18 protein-coding genes are annotated in these 19703 nt (G+C 66.1%); 12 read left to right on the forward strand and 6 right to left on the reverse strand.

The features are described from left to right. Nucleotide 1: 1 nt before the first annotated feature. From WJ35_RS20390 to WJ35_RS31450, 3 genes are all read right to left on the reverse strand, one after another. Nucleotides 2-2104, reverse strand: coding sequence for an NfrA family protein (locus tag WJ35_RS20390; RefSeq protein WP_069239852.1), 2103 nt, complete (start codon nt 2102-2104; stop codon nt 2-4). A 1-nt stretch (nt 2105) separates the two neighbouring features. After that, complete coding sequence (locus tag WJ35_RS20395) at nt 2106-4040, reverse strand: glycosyl transferase family protein (protein ID WP_014724309.1); 1935 nt, start codon at nt 4038-4040, stop codon at nt 2106-2108. Nucleotides 4041-4441: 401 nt separating this feature from the next. Next, nucleotides 4442-4654, reverse strand: coding sequence for a hypothetical protein (locus tag WJ35_RS31450; protein WP_014724311.1), 213 nt, complete (start codon nt 4652-4654; stop codon nt 4442-4444). A 365-nt stretch (nt 4655-5019) separates the two neighbouring features. On the opposite strand from WJ35_RS31450, the gene thrS reads away from it, so the two are divergent. From thrS to WJ35_RS20410, 3 genes are all read left to right on the forward strand, one after another. After that, on the forward strand, nt 5020-6354 hold the full coding sequence (thrS, locus tag WJ35_RS20400; RefSeq protein ID WP_230459742.1) for a threonine--tRNA ligase: 1335 nt from the start codon (nt 5020-5022) through the stop codon (nt 6352-6354). A gap of 218 nt (nt 6355-6572) precedes the next feature. Next, nucleotides 6573-7031: an MEKHLA domain-containing protein gene (locus WJ35_RS20405; RefSeq protein ID WP_069239854.1), complete on the forward strand. Its 459-nt coding sequence runs from the start codon at nt 6573-6575 to the stop codon at nt 7029-7031. A gap of 213 nt (nt 7032-7244) precedes the next feature. Further along, on the forward strand, nt 7245-7565 hold the full coding sequence (locus tag WJ35_RS20410) for a DUF4148 domain-containing protein (RefSeq protein WP_011881208.1): 321 nt from the start codon (nt 7245-7247) through the stop codon (nt 7563-7565). Between the two features lie 120 nt (nt 7566-7685). Here the strand turns inward: WJ35_RS20410 and WJ35_RS20415 are convergent, their stop codons facing one another. Together WJ35_RS20415 and WJ35_RS20420 are read right to left on the reverse strand one after the other, a co-directional pair. Further along, nucleotides 7686-8864, reverse strand: a complete 1179-nt coding sequence (locus tag WJ35_RS20415; protein WP_069239855.1) for a chromate transporter — start codon at nt 8862-8864, stop codon at nt 7686-7688. After that, on the reverse strand, nt 8861-9838 hold the full coding sequence (locus WJ35_RS20420) for a chromate resistance protein ChrB domain-containing protein (RefSeq protein WP_069239856.1): 978 nt from the start codon (nt 9836-9838) through the stop codon (nt 8861-8863). The genes WJ35_RS20415 and WJ35_RS20420 overlap by 4 nt, the downstream gene beginning before the upstream one ends. A 172-nt stretch (nt 9839-10010) precedes the next feature. Between WJ35_RS20420 and WJ35_RS20425 the strand changes: the two genes are divergently transcribed. The 5 genes from WJ35_RS20425 (at nt 10011) to WJ35_RS20445 (ending at nt 15261) form a co-directional block, all read left to right on the forward strand. Continuing rightward, complete coding sequence (locus WJ35_RS20425) at nt 10011-10283, forward strand: metal/formaldehyde-sensitive transcriptional repressor (protein ID WP_069239857.1); 273 nt, start codon at nt 10011-10013, stop codon at nt 10281-10283. A gap of 11 nt (nt 10284-10294) precedes the next feature. Continuing rightward, entirely contained in the window at nt 10295-11587 is a 1293-nt protein-coding gene (gene dmeF / locus WJ35_RS20430; RefSeq protein WP_069239858.1) for a CDF family Co(II)/Ni(II) efflux transporter DmeF, read from the forward strand. Nucleotides 11588-11589: 2 nt separating this feature from the next. Further along, nucleotides 11590-11775: a DUF1289 domain-containing protein gene (locus tag WJ35_RS20435; protein WP_011881213.1), complete on the forward strand. Its 186-nt coding sequence runs from the start codon at nt 11590-11592 to the stop codon at nt 11773-11775. A gap of 7 nt (nt 11776-11782) precedes the next feature. Further along, complete coding sequence (locus WJ35_RS20440; RefSeq protein ID WP_069239859.1) at nt 11783-12988, forward strand: MFS transporter; 1206 nt, start codon at nt 11783-11785, stop codon at nt 12986-12988. 341 nt (nt 12989-13329) lie between these two features. Continuing rightward, entirely contained in the window at nt 13330-15261 is a 1932-nt protein-coding gene (locus WJ35_RS20445; RefSeq protein WP_069239860.1) for an SMP-30/gluconolactonase/LRE family protein, read from the forward strand. Between the two features lie 128 nt (nt 15262-15389). On the opposite strand, the gene WJ35_RS20450 is transcribed toward WJ35_RS20445, so the two are convergent. Beyond that, nucleotides 15390-15545: a DUF3309 family protein gene (locus WJ35_RS20450; protein ID WP_011881216.1), complete on the reverse strand. Its 156-nt coding sequence runs from the start codon at nt 15543-15545 to the stop codon at nt 15390-15392. A 200-nt stretch (nt 15546-15745) separates the two neighbouring features. Between WJ35_RS20450 and WJ35_RS20455 the strand changes: the two genes are divergently transcribed. The 4 genes from WJ35_RS20455 (at nt 15746) to WJ35_RS20470 (ending at nt 19618) form a co-directional block, all read left to right on the forward strand. Next, the gene (locus WJ35_RS20455) at nt 15746-16420 is read left to right on the forward strand and encodes a histidine phosphatase family protein (protein ID WP_069239861.1); all 675 of its coding nucleotides are present in this window, start codon (nt 15746-15748) and stop codon (nt 16418-16420) included. Nucleotides 16421-16445: 25 nt separating this feature from the next. Then, entirely contained in the window at nt 16446-17477 is a 1032-nt protein-coding gene (locus WJ35_RS20460; protein WP_069239862.1) for a phosphotransferase, read from the forward strand. A 59-nt stretch (nt 17478-17536) separates the two neighbouring features. Then, nucleotides 17537-18301, forward strand: a complete 765-nt coding sequence (locus WJ35_RS20465) for an SDR family oxidoreductase (protein WP_060234231.1) — start codon at nt 17537-17539, stop codon at nt 18299-18301. A gap of 72 nt (nt 18302-18373) precedes the next feature. Further along, a complete protein-coding gene (locus tag WJ35_RS20470; RefSeq protein WP_069239863.1) occupies nt 18374-19618 on the forward strand; it encodes an acyl-CoA dehydrogenase family protein in 1245 nt (414 codons plus the stop codon). Nucleotides 19619-19703 lie beyond the last annotated feature (85 nt).

Raw genomic sequence — 19703 nt, forward strand, 5'->3', positions numbered from 1 at the left:
CTTAAAACCACAACGTTGCGCGAACCACCAAGCCTTTGGCGCGGTCCGCGTCGGTCAACCGCACGCGATACTGGACGTCGAGGTCGATCCAGCTCGCCGGCGCCCGATACGCGCTTTCGCGGAACCAGTAGCGCATGCCGATGCCGGGGCCGATGCCGAGTGCGAGCTTGTGCAACGCGCGGGTGTCGTAGTCGCCGGCGATCGCCGCATGCGGGAACATCACCAGATGGCTGCTGATCGAATCGATCCGCCATGAATGGCCGTAGCGCAGCTCGACCGGTTGAACGAGCCGTTGCTGTCTCACGAAGTACGCGCTCTCCGTGTAGAACTGCCATGTCGTCCAGTCGGGCTTGACGGGATGCAGATCGATGCCGTCGTCGATCGAGTAACCGACGCGGAACAGCCAGTCGTCATACGCGTAACGTCCGCCCGTCATCAGTTTCTCGGCGGTGAACACCAGGTTTTGCGACGAAAGCGGCTTGTAGCGGGCGCCGACCGACCACTGCAAGGTCGGCAACCCGGTGATGCCGCCGCTGCGGTCGTACAGCGTCGAGTACTGGCGCGCGAACACCTGGAAAATGCGCCCGTTGTCGTAGCCGATCTTCGGCGGCTGCCAGTAGACCTCGGTGCCGCCCTGCAGAATCCCGATGGTTTCCTGAGGCCTGAACCCGCCGGATTGATACGCGACGTTGACGATCGCGCCGACGCGCCGCTCCGCGTCGTCGACCGCGCGTCGGTATGCGTAAGCCTGTTCGGCGTCGTATTGCGGCGCCTGCGCGTTCGCGTCGATGCTGTCGTGAAAGAACCGATCGGCAAGTTCGTTCTCGCCCAGGCCGCGCGCCGTGTACGCGGCGTCCGCATATTCGAGCGCGGACTCGTGCTGGCGGGTGAAGCCCGCCGCAAAATAGCGGAGCGCGTCCTTCTCGTACGCCGGGTAGTCGCGGCCCACGCGCCGGGCCGTGTAGGCCGCATCGAGGTATTGATGCGCGGCGCCGGGTTGCACGGCGAAGCTCGCATCGAAGAATCGAAGCGACAGCTTGTCGTAGGCCGGGTCGCGCTCGCCGAGACGGCGCGCCGTATAGGCGGCGTCGAGGTACTGCTGCGCGGTGCCGGGTTGCAGCGCGAAGCTCGCCTCGAAGTACCGGAGCGCCAGCTTGTCGTAGGCCGGGTCGTTCTGGCCGAGACGACGTGCCGTGTACGCTGCATCGACGTATTGCAGCGCCGTGCCCGGTTGCAGCGCGAAGCTCGCGTCGAAGTAGCGGAGCGCGAGCTTGTCGTACGCCGGGTCGCTGTTGCCGAGACGGCGTGCCGTGTACGCTGCATCGACGTATTGCAGCGCCGTGCCCGGCTGCAGCGCGAAGCTGGCGTCGAAGTAGCGGAGCGCGAGTTTGTCGTAGGCCGGATCGTTCTCGCCAAGACGACGTGCCGTGTACGCCGCATCGACGTATTGCAACGCCGTGCCCGGCTGCAGCGCGAAGCTGGCGTCGAAGTAGCGGAGCGCGAGTTTGTCGTAGGCCGGGTCGTTCTTGCCGAGCCGGCGCGCCGTGTACGCGGCGTCGACGTACTGCAACGCGGTGCCGGGCTGCAGCGCGAAGCTCGCTTCGAAGAACCGCATCGCTTGCCGGTCGTAAGCGGGATCGCTGTCGCCCAGGCGGCGCGCGATATAGGCGGCATCGATGTATTCGAGCGCCGTGCCTGCGTGCCTGGCGAAGCTCGCCTCGAACAGCTGGAGTGCCTGCCGGTCGTAGGCCGGATCGTTCTTGCCGAGACGGCACGCCGTGTACGCGGCATCGACATATTGCCGCGCGGTACCCGGCTGCTGCGCGAAGCTCGATTCGAACAGCCGAAGCGCCTGCTTGTCGTAGGCCGGGTCGTTCTGCCCGAGACGGTGCGCCGTATAGGCGGCATCGACATACTGACGCGGGGTCGCCCGACGGCGAGCGAAGCTCGTCTCGAACAATTGCAGCGCGCCTTTGTCGTCTCCGGCGCGAATGTGCGCATAGCAGCTCTCGAGCAGCCGGTCGGGCTCGCCTTGCGCGCATGCGCTGCCGGCCGCGATACCGAGTGCGATCGCGATGCAGGTCGGTCGTGCATGGACTTTCATGTCAGGCCACCCCCGACAGCGTGCCGTGCGATTCGGCCGACGCGCGCAGCTCGTCCAACGCCGCGACGATCTCGTGCTCGGCGGCAATGAAGCACTGCACGTCCACACCGGCGGCCGCCCGCAACTGCGCGAGCGCCGTATCGGAAAGCGGCGCCGCCACGGCGACGTTGAGCGCCGATCCTTCGCCGATACCGAACGGAATCGCACGATGCCGCACTTCGATGAAGTCCGGCAACCGGGTGGCGAACGGCCGCCAGTCGCGACGCGCCAACTCGACACGCGGCAATCCCGCCTGCCATGCAACGGCGTCGGCGAGCGTTTCGGGATCGAGCCCGGCTTCGTTGACCAGCAGTTCGCCCAGCCGCGTGCCGGCGTCGGTGCGCTGCATTTCGAGCGCATCGTCGAGCTGCTCCTGGCTGATCGCATGCCACGAGAGCAGCAGCTCTCCCAGGCGGCGATGCACCAGTCGAAGATCCTCGCGCGACGGATACGAATGCTTGGTCTTGTCCCAGCCGATCGGTTGCCCGGTCACGGTCGACACGATGAACAATCGCCACGCACGACACACTGCGAAGAAGTTGATGAAGTTGTTGACCACCAGCCGCGGGATCGACAGCAGCCCCTGATGAAATCCGTTCAGTCTCGTGACGAAGTACACGCGCTGCAGCACGCGGTTCACGAGCAGCGCAGTATTCGCGGCCATCATGTACTCGAGCCACTTCGGCGAGGCCTCGAGCAAGGTCTGTCCGGCCGGCAGCCAACCGCGCGCGATCGCGAACCGCAGCAGCAGGTGATTGACCAGCAGCAGGTAAGCCAGAATGGTGACGAGCGACGTGACGGTGCCCTTCCGGTCGCGCAGATACATGTACTTCGTCGCGATCGAGCCGTGCCAGCCGAGGCGCTGCGCGCCCTGGAACGCGATGCCGATGATCCAGCGTGCACGCTGCCGGTAGGCGGTGCGGAACGTGCCGGGAAACAGCTCGCGAGTCGCAATGATGCTGCGCGCGTCGATTTGCCGACGCTGGCCGCCGAACATGTGACGACGTGTCGTCTTGTATTCGAGCGGCAGCCAGACGAAGGCCATACGCGCGCCGATGCGCTTCATCTGGAAGCTCGTGTCGTAGTCTTCGGTCAGGCTGTCGGTGCAGAACGGCTGGTTGTTCGCGCCTTCGAGCAGGCGATCGAGGATGCGGCGGCTGTAGCACGACGCGACGCCCGCGCCCGGTATGCAACCCGTCAGGCTTTCGCGCACGACCAGATCCTTGGAATGCCACTCGCTGAAGTCGTCGAGATAGGTGCAGCCCACCCAGTCCTTCCAGTCGCGTTCGAGCGACAGCACCGGCAGTTGAAGAAACTCCTTCCGTTCGATCAGGTGATTGAAGAGTTTCAGTTCGAGCGGATGAATGATGTCCTCGCAATCGTGCATCGCGACGCCGGCAAAGCGCATGCCGTTCTCTTGCTCGTAGGCGAGAATCGACTGGACGATCCAGTTCAGGCAATCGGCCTTGCACGTCGGGCCGTCGTTGCGGACGATCGCCCGACGCACGACGTTCGGATAGCAGCGCGCCATGCGATCGGCTTCGATCGTCGTATCGGGATCGTTCTGATAGGTGCCGACGAAGATGACGAACTTGCGATATTCGAGCGTCGCGATGGTGTGCTCGATCATCTGCGCGAGCACCGCGTACTCCTTCCACGCGGGCACCATGATCGCAAACCAGCGCTCGTCCTCGCCGCGCAATTCCTGAGCGGTGAGCCGCGGATAGCGGCGGTGGATGACGAAGCGCCGGTACGCGGCGCGGATCCAATAGAAAGCGTCGATGTACAGGTCGTCGAGCGACGACACGAGGATGACCGTGCATACGACCACGACCACCGCATTGAATGCATCGAAGTACGCCGCCTGCAGCGGATGAAGCGCGGGAGCCAACGTCATCGTGCGGTTCCCCCGCCGCCGAAGCGAGACGGTTGGCGAATCGCACGCATGCAGCGCGCTGCCCGCAAATTTCCACCCCGTGCGACTTCGGTCGCACCGTCGTTATTTTTTGTGTTCATAGCCTTCCCCGTTCGAAGCGATCGCGCCGTCACCGCAAGGTTTCGCGAGACCGTGTCGCTCCTTTAATGATTCGAATCTATGGGCGCGCTTCGTTGCGCAATTGATGTCGATCAACGGCGCTCGTGGCAATCGTTTGCCGTGTATCCGCACCTCTCTTCGCTTTGTGTTCCACGCCACATGTGGTTTTTGTTTGCAACCGGAAGTGGGAAAATCGCAGGATGAGGAGCAGACGAATTCCTCTGAGAAATTCGATGCGTGATCGACGCCGCGGTTACGCCGCGTTAGCCGAGATACGGCGCGCTGATGGCGTGATCTCGGACGTTGTGGGCCGTTGCAACAACATGAGTTGCGGCCCGGCAGACGACCCGCTCGCGCACGCCGGACTTCGACGTGCACGGATGCCGCGACGTGATGAATCGTTGCGTCGCGCCGCATTCGGGAAAGGTGTAATTCTGCGTGTTCGAGTGCCGCGCGAGCGGGGTGACGATTGCCATCGGAAGGCAACTCGTGGCGCTATCCAAATCGTGCCGTTAGCGAAATGGAAATCGCATGGACGGCGTTTCGTCGATACGCATTGCTGCATGCGAACTTCGCATCTCGATGGTTTGTGAAACGTCCATTCGTCGGTCGCCGAATGGAGCGATATTGCTGTCATCCGACGGTTTCGAATCTGCGAATTAGTCGTTGCGCGAGGCTCCATCTTTCGCTTCACTTTCTTTCCGTACGCTCGACCTACCGAAAGACGCCGACACCGAATACCGATTCGAGCACTTCATTGACAGACGTCGATACGTCCACTAGATTAGCCGCATGCACGCACTTCTCGTTACGACCACCGCAACCACCACCACGACCGCCAATGGCGGGCCGAGGGGAGGTTGCACGTCGTAAGTCGTTGCGTCAAACCATCCCGAAGCCCCGCCGGAAACGGACGGGGCTTTTTTTCGCGCTCCGTTCGGCCGGCACCACGTTCGACGGAGAAACCATGAACGATTTCGATCACCGCGTGCTCGGCAACAAGCTCGATTTGTTTCACCAGCAGGATGAAAGTCCCGGCGCCGTTTTCTGGCATCCGCGCGGAATGGCGCTTTATCGCGTCGTCGAGGAATATATTCGGGTCCGAATGCGGCAGGCCGGTTTTTCCGAAGTGCGGACGCCGCAGATCCTGTCTCGCGATCTGTGGGAACGGAGCGGCCATTGGGAGAAGTTCGGCAGGAACATGTTCTCGCTCGACAGCGACGGGCAGCCGTTCTGCCTCAAGCCGATGAGTTGCCCCTGCCATGTGCAGGTATTCAAGAAGGGCAGCCGTTCATACCGCGATTTACCGATCCGATATTGCGAATTCGGCGCGGTCCATCGCGCCGAACCGTCCGGTGCATTGCACGGCCTCATGCGCGCGCGTGCATTTACGCAGGACGACGCTCATGTACTTTGCCTGCCCGACCAGATCGAAGATGAAGTCGCGCGGTTCTGCAAGCTGCTGAAGACGATCTACGCGGATTTCGGGTTCGGGGAGTGCGACGTGGCGTTGTCGACGCGGCCGCCGGCGCGTGCCGGCAACGATGCGGTCTGGGATCGCTCGGAAGCGATGCTGGCGTCGGCCGCGCGGGCGGCCGGGCTGGAATTCGCGATCCTGGCCGGAGAAGGCGCGTTTTACGGGCCCAAGCTCGAATTCCATCTGCTCGACCGCCAGGGACGGAAGTGGCAGTGCGGCACGATCCAGCTCGATTTCGTGCTGCCGGAGCGGCTCGGCGCAACGTATGTGTCGGAGAGCGGCGCGAAGGCGACGCCGGTCATGCTGCATCATGCGGTTCTCGGGAGCCTCGAGCGATTCATCGGCATCCTGCTCGAGCACCATGAGGGATGGCTGCCGACGTGGCTTGCTCCCGACCAGATCGTCGTGGCCAACATCGGCGACGATCATCGCGCATTTGCCGATCACGCGGCATCCGCTTTCGAAGACATCGGCTGCCGCGTGCTGCGCGATTTCCGCGCCGAGCGGCTGCCCCGCAAGATCTTCGATGCAACGGAACTCGCCGCGCCGATCGTCGCGATTGCCGGCCGCAAGGAAGCGCTGGCCGGCGAAGTGTCGCTGCGAATGAGGGGCGGCGAGCAGCACGTGATGACGATCGACGCTGCGCTGGCGTTTCTCAAGCAGCATGCGCGCGTTCCATCCGCGACGCGGGCGTGCTGATACGAAAGGCAATGCAGTCGGCGGGGATTCTCCTCAGACCATTGATTCGTCTGAGGAGATGAACCTGTCGGCAGGCGGCCTTGCGTGCCGGACGACGACGGCCTCGACGACTGACGCACTGCGCTACGCTGCGGCCCGGCCACTGTCAGCCCTATAATCCCGCACGGCAAAATCGCCGCCCCGTACCGATTCGCAAGCCTTCCATGGAGCTTCCCGCAATGTCGCCGAACATCGACGTTCCCTTCTTCCGCATCCTGTCGGACAGCTACGGCCGGCTGCTCGGCAAGCCGCTGGTGCCGGCGGGGATGAGCGCCGCCGAAGGCGCGCGATGGCTGTACGAAGCCGCGCCGTTCGGGATTCTCGCGCACGGTGTCGCGGCAGATCCGGTGTTCGTCTACGGCAACGCGCGCGCGCAGGCGATCTTCGGATACGACTGGGACGAACTGACGGCGTTGCCGTCGCGGTTCTCGGCGGAGCCGATGGAGCGCAGCGAGCGCCAGCGCTTCCTCGAGCAGGTGGCGCGGGACGGCTTCGTGTCGGGATACCGCGGCATCCGCATCACGAAGTCCGGCACACGCTTCTGGATCGAGCATGCGACCGTGTGGCAACTCACGGCCCCGGACGGCAATCATTGCGGTCAGGCGGCGATGATCCCGGAGATCCATCCCATCGGCTGATGCCGTTGCGTGCGTCGCGCGTGCGCGGCGCGGGTCGGGCCGGATGCCGAAACCTGCGCCGGCCGGCGAGATAACGAATTCGTAATCGACGGCTCACCTTGCCGAAAGTGCCCGTTACCGAGAATGGAGTCTCACTCTTCATCGCACTGGGTGGAGAGCGAAGAACCGAAACCGCTCCCGGATACGGTCATACCACTCCAATAGGTGAACCTCATGAAGAATCTGATCCGCGCCGTCCTGATCTCATGCGCATTGAGCGCGCCCGTCGTCGCCTTTGCGCAAAACACGAACGGTCCCGTCACGCGTGCCGAAGTGCGCGCCGACCTCGCACGCGTCGAACGGGCAGGGTACCGTCCGATCGGCAACGACCCGTTCTACCCCAGCGACATCCAGGCGGCCGAAGCGAAGGTCGCCGCCCAACGACCGGACGCATCGCCTGCGCAGTCGCACGCCGTTGCGTCGCAATCCGACGCGCAACGCGCGGCGGTGTCGTACGCGTCGAACGATACGTCGGGGCTGTACGAACATCACTGAGCGCTTCGCGCGACTTGGCCGGCATGCGCTGCACGGCGAGGGAACGCACGATTCGACGCCGCGCGGCCGGCCGCATGCCGATGGGCCGTGGGCCGCGATGCGCGCCGTAGCGGCGCGCGCTCAACGATGGAGCAGCGGGTAAGCCACCAGCCCGATCAACGCGGCCGCCGCGACCACTACCGGTTCCTGCAGCTTCTTGAAGCGCCACAGCAGCACGACCGTTGCAACGGCGACGATGGCGGTGGGGATATCGACGATCGAGCGCTTCGCGATGACGAGGACGGAGCCCGTGATCGCGCCGACCGCTGCCGCCGTGATGCCGTTCACGAACGCCTTGACGTCGGGCCGGTGGCCGTACTTCTTCACGTAGGGCGCGGGGATGATGGTGAACAGATAGCAAGGCAGGAACGTGCCCAGCGCGGCGACGCACGCGCCGGGCAGGCCCGCCACGAGATAGCCGATGAAGCCGACCGTGATCACGACCGGGCCCGGCGTGATCATCGCGACAGCGACGGCGTCGACGAACTGCTTGTCGTTGAGCCAGTGATGCTCGGTCACGACGCCGCCGTACAGGAACGGCACGATCGCGAGCCCCGATCCGAACACGAACGCGCCCGCCTTGGCAAAGAACGCGCCGATCTGCACAAGTTGCGGCAGATCGATGCCGCTCAGCAGGCCGGTTGCCGCCGGCAGGTTCGCGCCGGCGAGCGCGTTCAGCCCGCCCTTGTGCAGCCATTTCGGCGGGGCGCGCCAGAACCAGCCGATCAGCCCGGCGACGATGAAGAGCCACGCGATTTCCGATTCGGTGATGAACGTCACGGCGGCGAGCGTCAGGAAGATCGCCCAAAGCAGCTTGTCGTTGCCGACGGTCTTGGTGGTGAGCTTGTATGCGCTCATCGCGATGATGCCCACCACCGCCGCCCCGACGCCGTAGAAGACCGCCTGCATCCATGACAGTCCGCCGAAGTGCGCATACGCGAACCCGAGCCCGAGGACCATCAGGAACGACGGCAGCACGAACGCGAGCCCGACGAGCGTCGCGCCGAGGATCCGGTAGTGGACGAAGCCGAGATAGATCGCGAGCTGGGCGGCCATCGGCCCCGGTGCGAGCTGGGCCAGCGTGAGCCCTTCCTTGTAGTCTGCCTCGGTGATCCAGCCGTGCTTCTCGACGAGATCGCGGCGCATGTAGCCGGCGAGCGCGACCGGGCCGCCGAAGCCGAACGCGCCGAGCCGCAGCATGTATCCGACCAGTTGGCCCAGCGAGTAGGTCGGCGTGTTCGTGGCAATCGTCGTGGTCATGAACGTCCCCCGGTTTCGCTCTTTCCATTCGATGCGAAGTGCGCGTACAGCGCGTCGAGCACCGCGCCCATCTGCTCCAGCAACTGATCGTCGCTTTCGGCGCGCTGACGCGTGCCGGCCATCACGGCCTCGAAGCCGACCGCTTCGGGCACGGCCGGGCCGCCCACGTCGAGCGCGTGCACGATCTCGCCGAGCCGCATCAGCGCCGCGTCCTCGTCGAGCCCGAAACTCGCGAGCAGCACTTCGAACGTCACGCGCTCGCCGACGTGGGTGAACGCGGCGCCGTCGAAATCGAAGCCGAGCGCGTCAGGCGGGCAATCCGCCGGCGACGCGAGCCAGATGAAGCGCGCTCGCGCATCGATGAAGCGGCGGATCAGCCACGCGCTGGCGACGCGATCGACCCACATGCGCTGTCGCGTCGCCCAGGTGCGCCCTTGGTACGCGTCGATCGCGAGCACGCGGATCGCGCGCTCCGCGGCGTGCGGCTCGCCCGGCGACAGCACGGTGTCGACGAGCGCGATGAAGTCCTGCAACGCGACTTCGGCGCGGGTTGCCGAGTCGCCCGGGAAGTAGTCGATCGCCCGGATCGCGTCGAAATCCTTGCGCAGGCGGCGCAGCAGCCGTGCCAGTTCCGTGGCGGACTGTCCGGCAAGCGTCTTGCGGGCGTCCGCGAGCGTCCGCATGAACGCCGTGTAGTCGTCGCTGCGGTCGAACAGCGCGCGAAATGCCTGCTCCTGCGCCGCATCGGCGCTCGGCGCGCGCAGCAGATGCGCGCTGCCGCCGCTGTCGGCGATCGCGTCCGCCAGTTCGTCCAGCGTTCGGTGCTGCTCGTCCGAGTGCGGCAGCAGGTAGACGCCGTCGCGCAACACCGCGCAGCCCTTTGCCTTGAGCGCGCGCCAGAACCGCATGCGCGCCGTCGCGTTCTGGGTCGGGAGCGTCAGCACGAGCAGCGACCAAGTGGTGAATGAGTTCATGTAGGGGATGCTACTTCTGTGTCGCAAGTTCTACAAGTTTCTCGCTGCGATGTCGTCCTGACGCTCCGGGGCGCGCGCATCGTTTGGTCGGACCAATGGCCGAGATACCCCTCCCCACTATCCGAACCCGCGATTTGATATATAGTCCCCCCCGGTATATGAAGGGACCACCATGAGCCACACCATCCAGGAAAAGCAGAAGCTGCTCAACCGGGTCCGCCGCATCAAGGGGCAGATTGAGGCGATCGAGCGCGCGCTCGAGGAAGAGCGCGGCTGCAACGAGATCCTGCAGCAGATCACGAGCTGCCGCGGCGCGATGAACGGGCTGCTGGCCGTCGTGCTCGAGGATCACATCCGCAGCCATCTGGTCGACGCGGAAGGTCACGACGACGAAGGCAGCGCGAGCGAGCAGCTGATCGAAGTCGTGCACAGCTACTTCAAATGACCGGAGGCGCAATGAGCCGTTTCAGCGATGAGGCCTTCGGCGCAGGGCACGACCACATTTTCCTGGGCGCGGCGCACGAGCAGAACGAACGCAGGACCTGGACCGTCATCGTGCTGTGCGCGGCGATGATGGTGGCCGAGATCGTCGGCGGGTCGATCTTCGGCTCGCTGGCGCTCGTCGCCGACGGCCTGCACATGTCCACGCACGCGGGGGCGATGCTGATCGCGGCACTGGCCTATACGTATGCGCGCAAGCATGCGGACGACCGGCGGTTCGTGTTCGGCACCGGCAAGCTCGGCGACCTCGCGGGATTCACGAGCGCGATCGTGCTCGCGGTGATCGCGCTGCTGATCGGGTACGAGGCGGTGTCGCGTTTCCTGTCGCCGGTGCCGATTCGTTTCGGCGAAGCGATTCCGATTGCGGTGCTCGGCTTGCTCGTCAATCTCGCAAGCGTGTGGCTGCTGGGCGGCGACCATCACGGCCATGGGCATCATCACGGGCATGCCCACGGACATCATCACGACCACGACCACGAACATGAGCACGACCACGACGCGGAAGCGCACCGGATCGTCGACGGGCAGCACGCATTCGCCGTGTCGGTGTTCGAGGACGGCGTGCCGCCCGTGTTCCGGATCGCGCCGGCGACGCACGACGCGGCGCTCGTCGACGCGGCCGCCGTATCGATCACGACGCTGCGTCCGGACGGCAGCCGCCATACGTTCGCGATGCAAAGCCGCGACGGCTATCTGGAGTCCATCGAGACGATCCCCGAGCCGCATGCGTTCACGGCGATCGTCCGGCTGAACGGCCGCGAGCACGCGCTGACGTTCGCCGAGAGCGAGCACGAGCACGGCGCCTCGGCGGCGGCCCGCGATCACAACATCCGCTCGGCCTACATCCACGTGCTCGCCGACGCGGCGGTGTCCGTGCTGACGATCGCCGGCTTGCTGCTCGCGCGTGCGTTCGGCTGGCTGTGGATGGACCCGCTGGCCGGCATCGTCGGCGCGCTGGTGATCGCGAACTGGTCGTACGGGCTGATGCGCGACACGGGCCGCATCCTGCTCGACATGAATCCGGATCGCCGCCTGGCGGACAGCGTGCGCGCCGCGCTCGAAAGCACCGGCGACCGGATCCGCGATCTGCACGTGTGGCGTCTCGGGCCGGGCCACATGAGCGCGGTCGTGTCGGTGCTGACCGACGACCCGCAGCGCGATGCGCGCTACTACCACCGCGTGCTGCAACGCTTCGGCAGCCTGTCGCACGTGACGGTCGAAGTCGTGCCCGTGACGCGAGGGCAATGACGATGGCAGTCAAGTCGCCGTGCGTCGAGGTATGCTCGTTCGACGGCCGCACCGGCTACTGCGTCGCGTGCCTGCGCACCCGCGACGAAGCGCGCGGCTGGAAGAAGATGACCGACCATCGGCGGCATCAGATCGTCAATGACCGTGCTCGGCGGCATGCCAGGCTCGCGCGCGACACACCCGATTGATCGCACGATGAACACGCCCGCACCGATTCGACGCAAGCAGCCGATCCCGCGTACCGTCTGGGCGCTGGGCCTCGTGAGCCTGTTCATGGATCTGTCGTCCGAACTGATCCATGCGCTGTTGCCGATCTATCTGGTGACGACGATGGGCATGAGCGTCGTCGCGCTCGGCGTGCTCGAGGGCGCGGCCGAGGCGACCGCGCTGATCGTGCGGATTTTCTCGGGCGCGATCAGCGACTGGCTCGGCCGCCGCAAGGCGCTGCTGCTTGCCGGGTACGGGCTCGCCGCGCTGACGAAGCCGCTGTTTCCGCTCGCGCACGGGCCGGGGCTCGTGATCGCCGCGCGCCTCGTCGACCGCTTCGGCAAGGGCATCCGCGGCGCGCCGCGCGATGCGCTCGTCGCCGACGTCGCCCCGCCCGAGATTCGCGGCGCATGCTACGGGCTGCGGCAGTCGATGGATACCGTCGGCGCGTTTCTCGGCCCGATGTGCGCGATCGTGCTGATGCTGGGGTTCGCCGACCACATCCGGATCGTGATGTGGTTCGCCGTCGTGCCCGCGTTCCTCGCGATCGCCCTGATCGTGTTCGGCGTGCGCGAGCCCGAGCATGCGGCGCCGCAGCGCGGCTTTCGTTCGCCGCTGCACTGGCGCGCGTTGCGCGAGTTTCCGCGCGCGTACTGGTACGTCGTCGCGATCGGCGCGACGTTCACGCTCGCGCGCTTCAGCGAGGCGTTCCTGGTGCTGCGCGCGCAGCAGGCCGGGATGGAGCTCGCGTGGGTGCCGTCGGTGATGGTCGTGATGAGCGTCGCGTATACGCTGTCCGCGTATCCGGTCGGCGTCGTATCGGACCGGCTCGACCGGCGCGCGCTGCTCGCGATCGGCATGGCGCTGCTGATCGCCGCCGACCTGCTGCTCGGTCTCGGCGGGTCGATGCCGACGATGTTCGCCGGCGTGGCCGTATGGGGGCTGCACATGGGGTTCACGCAGGGGATACTCGCGGCGATGGTGTCGGAAACATCGCCGGCCGCGCTGCGCGGCACCGCGTTCGGCGTATTCAATCTGGTCAGCGGGATCTGCATGCTGCTCGCCAGCAGCATCGCCGGCGCGCTGTGGACGCACTTCGGCGCATCGACCACGTTCGTCGCCGGCGCGGCGCTGGTCGTGGTGCCGCTCGCGCTGTGCCGCCTCATGCCGCGCGTCGCGCCGCCGGCGGCGTGAGGTGGCGTGAGGCGATGCACTGCGCGTGCGTCGGGCGGCGCTCGCGCTGACACAGCCGCGACTGCATCCGCGACCGGCGACTTTCCCCCAGTTGCCGAATCGATCCCCAGCCATTGAGCCGCGCTCTCCCCGTTGAGCCACGCTCCACCCGCAACTCCCCCTCCGCAATTTTTTTCGATTTATCTGCCGCTATTCTCGGCGTTGTCGAAGATCGGATGTACGCGCGATGTAATACCGACCGCGCCGGACGATTCCGCGGAAGTATTTACGCAACGCCGAGGTACGCACCGTCCGGCGCGCCCTTCACATGAGTGATTCCATCGTTCAGGAGAGCGTCTGCCATGGTTGCCGGAAAATCGCTTCGCGCCGTGCTGCTTGCCGTGTCGATCGCCGCGGTCGCGCCGCCCGGCCACGCGGGCAATACCACCGATTGGCTGGCGAACACCTACGGCACCCTCGCCGCCCACGTCGGCAACGCCGCGCGTTCCATGTGGGTCGCGCCCGAAGGCGTCATCTATACGGCTTCCAACTGGGACGAGGATGAAGGCGGCGTCGCCGTCTACCAGAACGGCAAGAGCCTCGGCTCGATCGGTGCACACGGCGAGTTTCAGGGCGGCGCGATCACCGGCAACGCGACGTCGTTGTTCGTCGCGCTGCAGCCGGGCAGCGGATACGGCAGCGGCGCGGTCGGGCGCTACAACCGCGCGACGCATTACCGCGACCGGCTGATCCTGGTCACCGCCGCGACGAACCAGCCGCGGGTCGACGTCGTCACCGGGCTCGCCACGGCGGGCTCGCTCCTTTATGCGAGCGATTTCTACGGCAATCGTGTCCGGGTCTTCACCACCGACGGCGTCTGGCAGCGGGACATCAACGTGTCGGGCCCGGGCGCGCTCGCCGTCGATGGCGCGGGCAACGTGTGGGTCGCGCAGAAGAGCGCGGGCACGATCGTCGCGTTCGGTCCGACCGGCGCGCTGCTGAACACCATCCGGATGGCCGGCGAGTCGCGGCCGTCGGCGCTCTATTTCGACGCGTCGTCGAAGCAGCTGATGGTCGGGGACGAGGGCCCCGACATGAACATCAAGCGCTACGACGTCGCCGGCACGCCGACGCTGGCCGGCACCTTCGGCATTCGTGGCGGCTATCTCGACACCACGTCGGGCATCAAAGGCCAGGTCGGCGCGCAGCGCTTCACCCGCGTCGCCGGCATCGGCAGGGACAGCGCCGGCAACCTCTATGTGCTCAACAACCCGTGGGGCGGCAGCTGGGACCTCGGCCGCAACGGCGCCACCGACATTCATGCGTACAGCAGCGCCGGCAACCTGCGATGGACGCTTCAGGCGCTCAACTTCGAGGGCATCGCCGCGCCGGACCCGATCACGGACGGCGCGCTGTTCTATGGCGGCACCCACATCTACAGCGGCAGCGCAGGCGGCGCCTTCGTCGCGAACACCGTCGATCCGTTCACCTACCCGTCGGACCCGCGCATCGACATGAACGACGTGCAGCGCGACGAGCATTTCGGGCTGCTCACGTCCGTCGGCACGCGCCGGATTCTCGTGGCGGCCGGCCAGAACCCGCCGATCTACTACTTTTTCCATTTCAACGCGGCGAACGGCTATATCGCGATTCCGGATGCATCGATTCCGGGGCCCGCGTTCAATACGACCCTGCGCGTCTCGAGCGGATTCAGCATCGACGGCAAGGGCGACGTCTGGGCCGGCCTCGACCACACCGGCGCGATCTATCACTATCCGCTCGCGAGCTTCGACGCGAGCGGCAAGCCTTCATGGGGCGCGGGCGTGCCGACGCCGATTCCCGCGAGCGTCCAGCCGCTGACGCGCATCGTCTATCTCGCGGACAGCGACACGATGATTCTCGGCCAGGGCATCGTCGGCAGTACGGACTGGACGGCGATCGGCACGCGGATCGAGGTGTATCACGGCTGGCGTGCGGGCAACACCACCGCCCCCAATCCGGTGATCACCCTCCCCAGCGGCGCCAAGTCGATGGACGCGGCCGGCAATCATCTGTTCGTCGGCTACTGGTTCGGCGGCAGCGGGCCGGCCAGGCCGAACGTCGACGCGTTCAATCTCGACACTGGCCGGCTCGACACGACGCTCGTCAATGCGAGCCCGGCGACCGTCGATACGAGTAGCGCGATCGACGCGATGTACAGCGTCCGCGCGTACCGCCGCGCGAACGGCGAGTACGTGGTGACGAAGAACAATGTCAAGGGCAACAGCATCACCGTTTATCGGTGGACGCCTTGAGGCGGCGCGACGGCCGCGAGCGTTCACTTCGCCGCCGCGGCGTTGCCGTCGATGGCTTGCGTTTGTAAAGAAGCGATGACGAGGAAACGGGAAAGCGCGCGCCGGTCGGCCGGCACGCGCTTTCCCATTCAGATGCGACCGAGCAGCACCAGTATCACGACGATGACCACGATCAGGCCAACCGAACCGGACGGCCAGTAACCCCAGCTCCGACTGTGCGGCCACGCCGGAAACGCGCCGATGAGCAACAGAATCAGAACGATGATAAGGATCGTACCGAGCATCGCATCCCTCCTGAGATTGTTGGAAAAGACGATGTCTGGCGTCGCAATTCCTGTGCCGCGGCGAGCGGCGTGACGGTTGACGGGCGTGTTCACGCACCGGGGATTCACGCAATGAATGCCGATAGATTCAGAAAATAAATTTCAAAAATGCATACGCGATCGCTATGCTGGTCTTTCGGCACCGCTTCGATGGATACGCAATGGCTGAACTCTATCTGGTACGGCACGGACAGGCGTCGTTCGGCACGGAGAACTACGACCGGCTCTCCGCGCTCGGCGAACGGCAAAGCGTCTGGCTCGGCGAATATTTCGCGCGCCAGGGCCTGACCTTCGACCGGGTGATCTGCGGGACGATGAACCGGCATGCGCAGACGGTCGACGCGATCCTGCGCGGGATCGGCGGCGAACGCGTGACGGTCGACCGCCACCCGGGCCTGAACGAATACGACTTCGAAGGGCTGTTCGCCGCGGCTGCCGCCGACTATCCGGAGCTCGCGCGGCTTGCGGCGGGCTCGATGAAGGAGCATTTCCGCGCGCTACGGCAGGTGCTGCATCTGTGGGCCGACGACCGGCTCGGCGACACGGCGCCCGAAACGTGGGCGCAGTTCCAGCAGCGCGTCGCCGACGCGCGCGCCGCGATCCGGCAGGGCGGCGGGCAGCGCGTGCTTGCGGTGAGCTCGGGCGGGCCGATCGCCGTCACCGTGCAGCAGGTGCTCGCGGCGCCGCCGTCGAGCGCGATCGCGCTGAACCTGCAGATCCGCAACAGCGCCATTTCGCAGTATTTCTTCAACGCCGATGCATTCAACCTGGCGTCGTTCAACGGCATCCCGCATCTCGACGATCCCGAACGACACGCATGGCGCACCTACGGCTGACCCAACTCACGGAACGATCGCGACGATGACCCATCCTGCCCCGCCCCTCGACGCAGCCCGCCTGACGCGCTATCTGGAAGCGCACGTGCCGGGCTTCGAAGGCCCGCTCGACCTGGAGAAGTTCGCCGGCGGCCAGTCGAACCCGACCTTCCTGCTGAACGCGAAGAGCGGCCGCTACGTGCTCCGGCGGCAGCCGCCGGGCGAGCTGCTGAAGTCCGCGCATGCGGTGGACCGCGAATTCCGGATCCTGACCGCGCTGTCGGGCACCGCCGTGCCGGTCGCGCGTCCGTATCACCTGTGCGAAGACCGCGACGTGATCGGCAGCCTGTTCTACGTGATGAGCTACGAGGACGGGCGGATCTTCTGGAGCCCCGCGCTGCCGGACCTGCCGAAGCCGGATCGTGCGATCTGCTACGACGCGGTGCTGCAGACGATGGTCGCGCTGCACGAGGTCGACGTCGACGCGGCCGGCCTGTCCGACTACGGCCGGCCCGGCAATTATTTCGAGCGGCAGATCGGCGTGTGGACGAAGCAGTATCGCGCGGCGGAAACGGAGCGGCTCGACGCGATGGAGACGCTGATCGACTGGCTGCCGAAGGCGTGCCCGGCCGACACGGGCCGGCCGGCGCTCGTGCACGGCGACTTCCGGATCGACAACCTGATGTTCGAGCGCGACAGCTATCGCGTGAAGGCGGTGCTCGACTGGGAACTGTCGACGCTCGGCAATCCGCTCGCCGATCTCGCGTATTTCTGCATGTGCCTGCGGCTGCCGTCCGCCGGCGACGTGCCGGGGCTCGCGGGCGAGGATCGCGACGCGCTCGGCATCCCGCACGAAGCGCAGATCGTCGCGCGTTATTGCGAGCTGCGCGGGATCGAGCCGATCGAGAACTGGCACTTCTATCTCGCGTTCAGCTTCTTCCGGCTCGCCGCGATCGCGCAGGGCGTGAAGGCCCGCGCGCTGAAGGGCAATGCGTCGAGCACGAAGGCGCGCCAGGTCGGTGAAATGGCGGGGCGGCTCGCCGAGGAAGCCGTGCGCGTGATCGACGCCCATCGCTGAACAACCCGAAGCAGATGCGGCGCTCGCCGCACGCACATACATACATGGAGGAGCAATAGATGGCAACGAATCTGTTCGACCTGACGGGGAAGATCGCGCTCGTGACCGGCGCGAGCCGCGGAATCGGCGAGGAAATCGCGAAGCTGCTCGCGGAGCAGGGCGCGCACGTGATCGTGTCGAGCCGCAAGATCGACGACTGCCGCGCGGTCGCCGACGAGATTGCCGCGGCGGGCGGCAAGGCCGAGGCGCTCGCGTGCCACGTCGGCCGGATGGAGGACATCGCCGCCGCGTTCGAGCAGATCCGCGCGAAACACGGGCGCCTCGACATCCTCGTCAACAACGCCGCCGCGAATCCGTACTTCGGCCACATCCTCGATACCGATCTCGCGGCCTACGACAAGACCGTCGAGGTGAACATCCGCGGCTATTTCTTCATGTCGGTCCAGGCCGGCAAGCTGATGCGGGCACAGGGCGGCGGCGCGATCGTCAACACCGCGTCGGTGAACGCGCTGCAGCCGGGCGACCGGCAGGGCATCTATTCGATCACGAAGGCGGCGGTCGTCAACATGACGCGCGCGTTCGCGAAGGAATGCGGGCCGCTCGGGATTCGCGTGAACGCGCTGCTGCCGGGCCTCACGAAAACCAGGTTCGCCGGCGCGCTGTTTGCCGACGAGGCGATCTACGAAGCCTGGAAGGCGAAGATCCCGCTGCGCCGTCACGCGCAGCCGCGCGAAATGGCCGGCACGGTGCTGTACCTCGTGTCGGACGCGTCGAGCTACACGAACGGCGAGTGCATCGTCGTCGACGGCGGGCTGACCCTCTGAGCGCGCGACGACCTACGACGGCCTGCGGGCCTTTTGAACCGAACGAACACGTGCAATTGCGAGGAATCGATCATGGATTTTGGCTATACCCCGAAGGTGGAAGAACTGCGTGAGCGCGTGCGTGCGTTCATGGATGCGCACATCGTGCCGCGCATCCGCCAGTGGAACGACGAAGTGCATGCGGGGCACTACCCGGTGTCGTTCATGGAGGAATTGAAGGCGCGCGCGAAGGCCGAAGGGCTGTGGAATCTGTTCCTGCCGCATCTGAAGGAAGACGAGCCGGGCACGGCGCTGACGAACCTCGAATACGCGCCGCTCGCGGAGATCATGGGGCGCGTCGCGTGGGCGTCGGAGGTTTTCAACTGCAATGCGCCGGACACCGGCAACATGGAGTTGCTGCACATGTTCGCGACGCCGGCGCAGCGCGACGAGTGGCTGCTGCCGCTGCTGCGCGGCGAGATCCGCTCGGCGTTCGCGATGACCGAGCCTGCGGTGGCGTCGTCGGACGCGACCAACATCACGACGCGCATCGAGCGCGCCGGCGACGAGTACGTGATCAACGGCCGCAAGTGGTTCATCACGAATGCCGCGCATCCGAACTGCAAGATCTTCATCGTGATGGGCAAGACCGACCCGGCGGCGGAAGCGCACCGGCAGCAGAGCATGATCCTCGTGCCGCGCGACACGCCGGGCGTGACGGTGGTGCGCAACATCACCGTGGTCAATCACTACGCGCCGGAAGGGCACTGCGAGATCACCTTCGACAACGTGCGCGTGCCGGCGCGCAACCTGCTCGGCGACGAAGGCAGCGGCTTCGCGATCGCGCAAGGCCGCCTCGGGCCGGGGCGCATCCACCACTGCATGCGCTCGATCGGCGCGGCAGAGCTCGCGCTCGAGCTGATGATCGATCGCGCGCAGTCGCGCGAGGCGTTCGGCAAGCCGCTGAACCGGCACGGGACGGTCGGCGAATGGATCGCGCGCTCGCGCATCGAGATCGACCAGGCGCGGCTGCTCGTGCTGAAGGCCGCGTGGATGATCGACAAGGTCGGCGCGAAGGCCGCGCGCAAGGAAATCTCGATGATCAAGGCGCTCGTGCCGACCATGTACACCGACGTGTGCGACCGCGCGATGCAGGTGTTCGGCGCGATGGGCCTGAGCCCGGACACGCCGCTCGCCGATCTGTGGAGCTGGGGGCGCGCGCTGCGCTTCGCAGACGGCCCGGACGAGGTGCATCTGCAGTCGATCGCGCGGATGGAGATCAAGGGCGCCGTGCGCGGCGCGACCGAGCCGTATCTGACGCGCCCGCCGCGCGACTGAACGTGTCGCTGCGATGTCGCTGCGATGTCGCGGCGAGCGCGCGCGAGCGGACGCGAGGTGGCCGAACCCGACGCGCGCGCCGTAT

The sequence above is a fragment of the Burkholderia ubonensis genome (assembly GCF_001718695.1).
Classification (GTDB): Bacteria; Pseudomonadota; Gammaproteobacteria; order Burkholderiales; family Burkholderiaceae; genus Burkholderia; species Burkholderia ubonensis_B.

Excerpts from the sequence above, each read along its gene's own strand:
- WJ35_RS20440 (WP_069239859.1), top strand. The coding sequence starts at position 11,783 with ATGAACACGCCCGCACCGATTCGACGCAAGCAGCCGATCCCGCGTACC.
- WJ35_RS20465 (WP_060234231.1), top strand. The coding sequence starts at position 17,537 with ATGGCAACGAATCTGTTCGACCTGACGGGGAAGATCGCGCTCGTGACC.
- WJ35_RS20405 (WP_069239854.1), top strand. The coding sequence starts at position 6,573 with ATGTCGCCGAACATCGACGTTCCCTTCTTCCGCATCCTGTCGGACAGC.
- WJ35_RS20455 (WP_069239861.1), top strand. The coding sequence starts at position 15,746 with ATGGCTGAACTCTATCTGGTACGGCACGGACAGGCGTCGTTCGGCACG.
- WJ35_RS20390 (WP_069239852.1), bottom strand. The coding sequence starts at position 2,104 with ATGAAAGTCCATGCACGACCGACCTGCATCGCGATCGCACTCGGTATC.
- WJ35_RS20470 (WP_069239863.1), top strand. The coding sequence starts at position 18,374 with ATGGATTTTGGCTATACCCCGAAGGTGGAAGAACTGCGTGAGCGCGTG.
- WJ35_RS20420 (WP_069239856.1), bottom strand. The coding sequence starts at position 9,838 with ATGAACTCATTCACCACTTGGTCGCTGCTCGTGCTGACGCTCCCGACC.
- WJ35_RS20445 (WP_069239860.1), top strand. The coding sequence starts at position 13,330 with ATGGTTGCCGGAAAATCGCTTCGCGCCGTGCTGCTTGCCGTGTCGATC.
- WJ35_RS20460 (WP_069239862.1), top strand. The coding sequence starts at position 16,446 with ATGACCCATCCTGCCCCGCCCCTCGACGCAGCCCGCCTGACGCGCTAT.
- WJ35_RS20450 (WP_011881216.1), bottom strand. The coding sequence starts at position 15,545 with ATGCTCGGTACGATCCTTATCATCGTTCTGATTCTGTTGCTCATCGGC.
- WJ35_RS20415 (WP_069239855.1), bottom strand. The coding sequence starts at position 8,864 with ATGACCACGACGATTGCCACGAACACGCCGACCTACTCGCTGGGCCAA.
- WJ35_RS20395 (WP_014724309.1), bottom strand. The coding sequence starts at position 4,040 with ATGACGTTGGCTCCCGCGCTTCATCCGCTGCAGGCGGCGTACTTCGAT.
- WJ35_RS20425 (WP_069239857.1), top strand. The coding sequence starts at position 10,011 with ATGAGCCACACCATCCAGGAAAAGCAGAAGCTGCTCAACCGGGTCCGC.
- WJ35_RS31450 (WP_014724311.1), bottom strand. The coding sequence starts at position 4,654 with ATGGCAATCGTCACCCCGCTCGCGCGGCACTCGAACACGCAGAATTAC.
- WJ35_RS20410 (WP_011881208.1), top strand. The coding sequence starts at position 7,245 with ATGAAGAATCTGATCCGCGCCGTCCTGATCTCATGCGCATTGAGCGCG.
- dmeF (WP_069239858.1), top strand. The coding sequence starts at position 10,295 with ATGAGCCGTTTCAGCGATGAGGCCTTCGGCGCAGGGCACGACCACATT.
- WJ35_RS20435 (WP_011881213.1), top strand. The coding sequence starts at position 11,590 with ATGGCAGTCAAGTCGCCGTGCGTCGAGGTATGCTCGTTCGACGGCCGC.
- thrS (WP_230459742.1), top strand. The coding sequence starts at position 5,020 with ATGGCGGGCCGAGGGGAGGTTGCACGTCGTAAGTCGTTGCGTCAAACC.